This is a genomic window from Atribacter sp. (genome assembly GCF_035418125.1).
GTDB lineage: Bacteria > Atribacterota > Atribacteria > Atribacterales > Atribacteraceae > Atribacter > Atribacter allofermentans.
In genome coordinates, this window is the sequence record NZ_DAOLQM010000175.1 from 1 (window position 1) to 4,642 (window position 4,642).

Here is a 4,642-nt window from a genome sequence, read left to right on the forward strand (position 1 = left end):
AATTATGATTTTGATGCAATTGAGTTGGAATGGCAAAAAAAGTGGTCTGACCATCGCCTCTTTCAGGTAGAAACCAACCCCGAACGAAGAAAATACTATGTTTTAGAAATGTTTCCTTATCCTTCTGGTGATCCTCATATGGGTCACGTTAAGAATTATGTGATTGGAGATGTCGTAGCCCGGTATTTTACCCGCAAAGGCTTTAATGTTCTCCATCCCATGGGCTATGACTCTTTTGGTTTGCCTGCGGAAAATGCTGCAATTAAAAACAACATTCATCCATCGGTTTGGACTCATGATAAAATAGATAAAATGCGTGAAGTTTTAAAACGAATTGGTATCAGTTATGATTGGCGGAGAGAAGTCATAACCTGTGAACCAGAATACTATAAATTTACTCAGTGGTTTTTCCTGCAATTTTATAAAAACAACTTAGCCTATAAAAAAGCCGGTCAAGTAAATTGGTGTCCTTCTTGCGCCACAGTTCTCGCCAACGAACAGGTTGTGGAAGGGAACTGTGAACGATGTGGAACACCGGTTATTCGAAAAATGCTTAGCCAATGGTATTTAAAAATCACCCAATATGCTGAGGCTTTGTTGAATGATATCGACACTCTTGGAGAATGGCCGGAACGAGTTCTCGCTATGCAGAGGAATTGGATTGGTCGGAGCGAAGGTGCTTACATAGATTTTTCTCTTCCGGATTTAAACCAGTCAATCAGAGTATTTACCACCCGGCCTGATACCGTCTTTGGTGTGACTTTTTTTGTCTTAGCTCCCGAACATCCTTTGGTTGACGAGCTGGTTGCAGGAACACCCTACCAAGATGAAGTTATTAAATTTCGAGAAAAAATTTCTCGAAAAAGCGATATCGATCGGATGTCGGAAACCTTAGACAAGGACGGAATGTATATCGGAAAGGAAATCGTGAATCCCATTAACGGGGAGAAGATTCCGATCTGGATAGCTGACTACGTGCTCCTTGAATATGGAACTGGTGCAGTTATGGCGGTTCCTGCTCATGATGAACGTGATTACCAGTTTGCAGTTAAATATAATTTGCCGATTCGCCAAGTTATCCAACCTCTTCAGTCGGATAACAAAGAGAAATGTTATGCTGGTTCAGGATTAATGGTTAATTCAGGAGATTATAGTGGTTTGCCTTCGGAAGAAGGAAAAAGAAAAATAATTTCCTATATAGAAGAGAAAGAAATTGGCAAGGGAGCGGTTACTTATCGTTTAAGAGACTGGTTAATTTCTCGGCAAAGATATTGGGGAGCTCCTATTCCCATTTTATACTGTAATCGTTGTGGTGAAGTACCGGTTTCAGAAAAAGACCTTCCCGTGCTTCTTCCTAAAAATGTTGACTTCCAACCGGGTGGTCCTTCACCATTAGCTCGGAGTGACGAGTTTGTCAATACCGTTTGCCCGATTTGTGGTGGTCCGGCAAAAAGAGAAACCGATACCATGGATACCTTCATGTGTTCTTCCTGGTATTTTCTCCGCTATTGTTCACCTTGGACCGACCAAGAACCTTTTGAAAGAAAAGATGTTGATTATTGGATGCCAGTCAATCAGTATATTGGTGGGGTAGAACATGCCATTCTACACCTTCTTTATTCACGCTTTTTTATAAAAGTATTGAGAGATCTGGGGATGATCAATTTTCCCGAACCTTTTATTAATTTGTTTGCCCAGGGAATGGTTACCAAGGGCGGAGTTAAAATGTCAAAATCAAAGGGAAATGTGGTAAGTCCTCGAGACATAATTCTGAGATATGGGGCAGATACCGTTCGGGTCTTTATTCTTTTTGCTGGGCCCCCAGAACTGGATATGGAATGGTCAGATCGAGGCGTTGAAGGAGCACATCGATTTCTCAACCGGGTATGGAGAACAGTAACTGAAGTTATTCGATGTGAGGAAGACCAACGAGTAGAACCTGATCAAGAGAAAATTAAAGCCTTGGAACGAATGATCCACCGGACGATTTTAAAAGTGGACACCGATATTCGTGAGCGTTTCCATTTCAATACTGCTATCAGTTCATTGATGGAATTGCTAAATGAGATTATCGATTCTCACCGGGCTTTTTCCGGAAAAGGGATTCATCCTCAAGAAAAGAAAATTTTAATTACAGCCGCTAAAACCCTGATATCGCTGCTTAATCCTTTTGTTCCTCACCTGACCGAAGAACTCTGGAGAGCCTTAGGAGAAACGTCCTTTTTGTCAGCCTCTGATTGGTTAACTCACGATGAAGAGAAACTGGTCGAAAATCAAGTTGAAATTGTTATTCAGATCAATAGTAAAGTAAGAAGTAAGGTTACTGTGTCTGCTGGTACCGATGAAAAAGGAGTTTTGCAAATCGCCCTGAAGGATGAAAAAGTTCAAACTTGGATAGATCAAAAAACACTGGTTAAACATATCTTTGTTCCAGATAAGCTTTTGAATCTAGTGGTTCGATAAAACGCCTTTCTTCAAGAGAATCCTATTTCCATTTTATTTATTTTATATTATAATAGAAATTATCATATTATGAATATAAATAAATTGCTTATTGTATGAGATTTCTAACGTATTAAATCAAAAGATTAAAATTTATTAGCAGGGATTTTATTAGGTTTAAAGCAAGAACGATGGCATTCTCTCGTCAAGAAAGAATCGTTTTTATTATTCTATCGTCAATATTAGTGTTTAGTACCGGTTTTTTATTTTATAAAACCTGGACTGTTTCGTTACCGAATAAGGTTTCGAACGAGAATAGACCAGAAAACTATATTATTCAAATCGCCGGTGAAGTGCTCAAGCCAGGAGTATACCAAGTAGAAGAGGGTACCCGGCTATACCAGCTTATTGAGCTTGCTGGCGGAGTCTCCCCTCAAGCTGATATTTCAAGTTTAAATTTGGCAGCACCAGTACATGATGGACTCCGTATCAACATTCCAGCTCAGAATTCTAATCAAGGCCAGCTTGAAAATTCTCAATTATCTTTTATTGGGCAACGCCCCTTATCTGAAGAAACTGATAGTAATCTGGTTGTTCAAATCAACACTGCTTCCCTTGAGGAGCTCAAAAGACTCCCCGGAATCGGTGATGTCATCGCTCAAAGAATAATTGAATATCGAAAAACCTATGGCCCCTTTCAATCGGTTGAAGATCTTATAAATGTGAAAGGAATTGGCACCAAAAAACTACAAGATATTAAAGAATCGATTAGCTTTTAATTATTTCCAGCCAAGGATTGTGATGCTAACCTATAAATAGAAACTTTTTTAAGCCGGAGCTTCGTCCTTTTCTTTGTAAGATACCTCTCGGATATTGACATCAACTTTATTAACGATCATTCCGGTTTTGTTTTCTATGACTTTTTTCACTTCACGCTGTACATTTTTGGCCACATCGATGAGGACGGTGTCAATATCGATAACCACGGAAATTTCTAAGCCAACGGTTTTGTCTTTAATGTCTACCTTAACCCCTTTGTTAATTTCACGTTTTCCCATTATGGTGCTCAAAGAAGCTGATGGAATACCCGCCATGCCGGTTATACCGGCAATTTTCATGGTGGTAATGCCAGCAAGAGTAGCAATAATATCCGGTGCAATATTGATTTCACCAATAGCTTCCGTTACGGTAGGAGTCGGTTGTTGTGGAGAATTATCCATGAGTGGATTTTGTTCTTCGTTCATGGTTGAAACCCCCAATCTGATATAATATCTTTATTATAATATCATTATCTTTCTATTTTTAGAAAGCAAAAAAGTTCATAATAATTGTAAGGCCATATTAAACCAAAGGTATTTTTTTACGCTTTGTACGAGAATAATTTGTGATTTTTTTAAACTTGGATTTGTTAATTCCCGGTTTTAAATGATCATTTAAACTTAAAAGTGGGTGGAAGCCTTCTTTTCTGGGGTTTCATTGACACCCTATAGTGAATATCCTATAATTTTTCTACTTTGGATTTTAAGGGAGGAATTTTGGTGACAGAAATAAAAGTAAGCCAGAACGAAAGCATTGATGAAGCATTAAGACGTTTTAAAAGAAAATGTCAAAGAAATGGGATAATTTCTGAGATAAAAAAACGAGAGCATTATGAGAAGCCCAGTGAAAAGAAAAGAAAAAAGGCTCAAGCTGCAGCTCGGAGGAAAAAAAGAAGATGATCAAAGAACGGCTGGTTGAAGAAATGAAAAAAGCAATGAAAGAAAAAGACTTCACCCGGCTTGATACGATTCGTCTGGTTTTAGCCGAAATAAAAAATGAAGAAATCGAAAAACGTGAGCCTTTAAATGAGGATGAGTTGGCTCGGGTGCTTAAAAGAGGTGTAAAAAAGTTGGAGGATTCTATTGGGTATTTTGAAAAAGGGAACCGCCCGGAACTCATTCAAAAAGCCAAGTTGGAAATGTCTATCCTCCAAGAATTTATGCCATCTCAACTGACCATTGAGGAGATTGAAGCTTTGGTTGATGAAGTATTAACGAATTGGTCGGAAAAGAAATCCTTTGGCTTAATTATGAAAGAGGTTATGACTAGGGTAGCCAATCGAGCAGATGGTTCTCAGATATCGGCTATAGTTAAACAAAAGTTGAATGAGGGATGATAAGCTCATTTGTCTATAAATGCCAAACACAAACAAATTGAATAT

Annotated in this window: 5 protein-coding genes; 4 read left to right on the top strand and 1 reads right to left on the bottom strand. The window is 38.5% G+C overall.

Annotation, left to right across the window (positions count from 1 at the left end):
- Both leuS and PLK24_RS08560 read left to right on the top strand, forming a co-directional pair.
- On the top strand, window positions 1–2,463 hold a 2,463-nt coding region (gene leuS, locus PLK24_RS08555), incomplete at its 5' end, for a leucine--tRNA ligase (RefSeq protein WP_324478179.1).
- 170 nt (window positions 2,464–2,633) lie between these two features.
- The gene (locus PLK24_RS08560) at window positions 2,634–3,221 is read left to right on the top strand and encodes a helix-hairpin-helix domain-containing protein (RefSeq protein WP_324478180.1); all 588 of its coding nucleotides are present in this window, start codon (window positions 2,634–2,636) and stop codon (window positions 3,219–3,221) included.
- 48 nt (window positions 3,222–3,269) lie between these two features.
- On the opposite strand, the gene PLK24_RS08565 is transcribed toward PLK24_RS08560, so the two are convergent.
- A complete protein-coding gene (locus PLK24_RS08565) occupies window positions 3,270–3,686 on the bottom strand; it encodes an Asp23/Gls24 family envelope stress response protein (protein ID WP_324478183.1) in 417 nt (138 codons plus the stop codon).
- A gap of 294 nt (window positions 3,687–3,980) precedes the next feature.
- Here PLK24_RS08565 and rpsU point away from each other — a divergent pair, with 294 nt between their 5' ends.
- Together rpsU and PLK24_RS08575 are read left to right on the top strand one after the other, a co-directional pair.
- Window positions 3,981–4,160: a 30S ribosomal protein S21 gene (rpsU, locus tag PLK24_RS08570; protein WP_218110887.1), complete on the top strand. Its 180-nt coding sequence runs from the start codon at window positions 3,981–3,983 to the stop codon at window positions 4,158–4,160.
- The gene (locus PLK24_RS08575) at window positions 4,157–4,597 is read left to right on the top strand and encodes a GatB/YqeY domain-containing protein (RefSeq protein ID WP_324478186.1); all 441 of its coding nucleotides are present in this window, start codon (window positions 4,157–4,159) and stop codon (window positions 4,595–4,597) included. Before rpsU ends, PLK24_RS08575 begins: the two co-directional genes overlap by 4 nt.
- The last annotated feature ends 45 nt before the right edge of the window (window positions 4,598–4,642 follow it).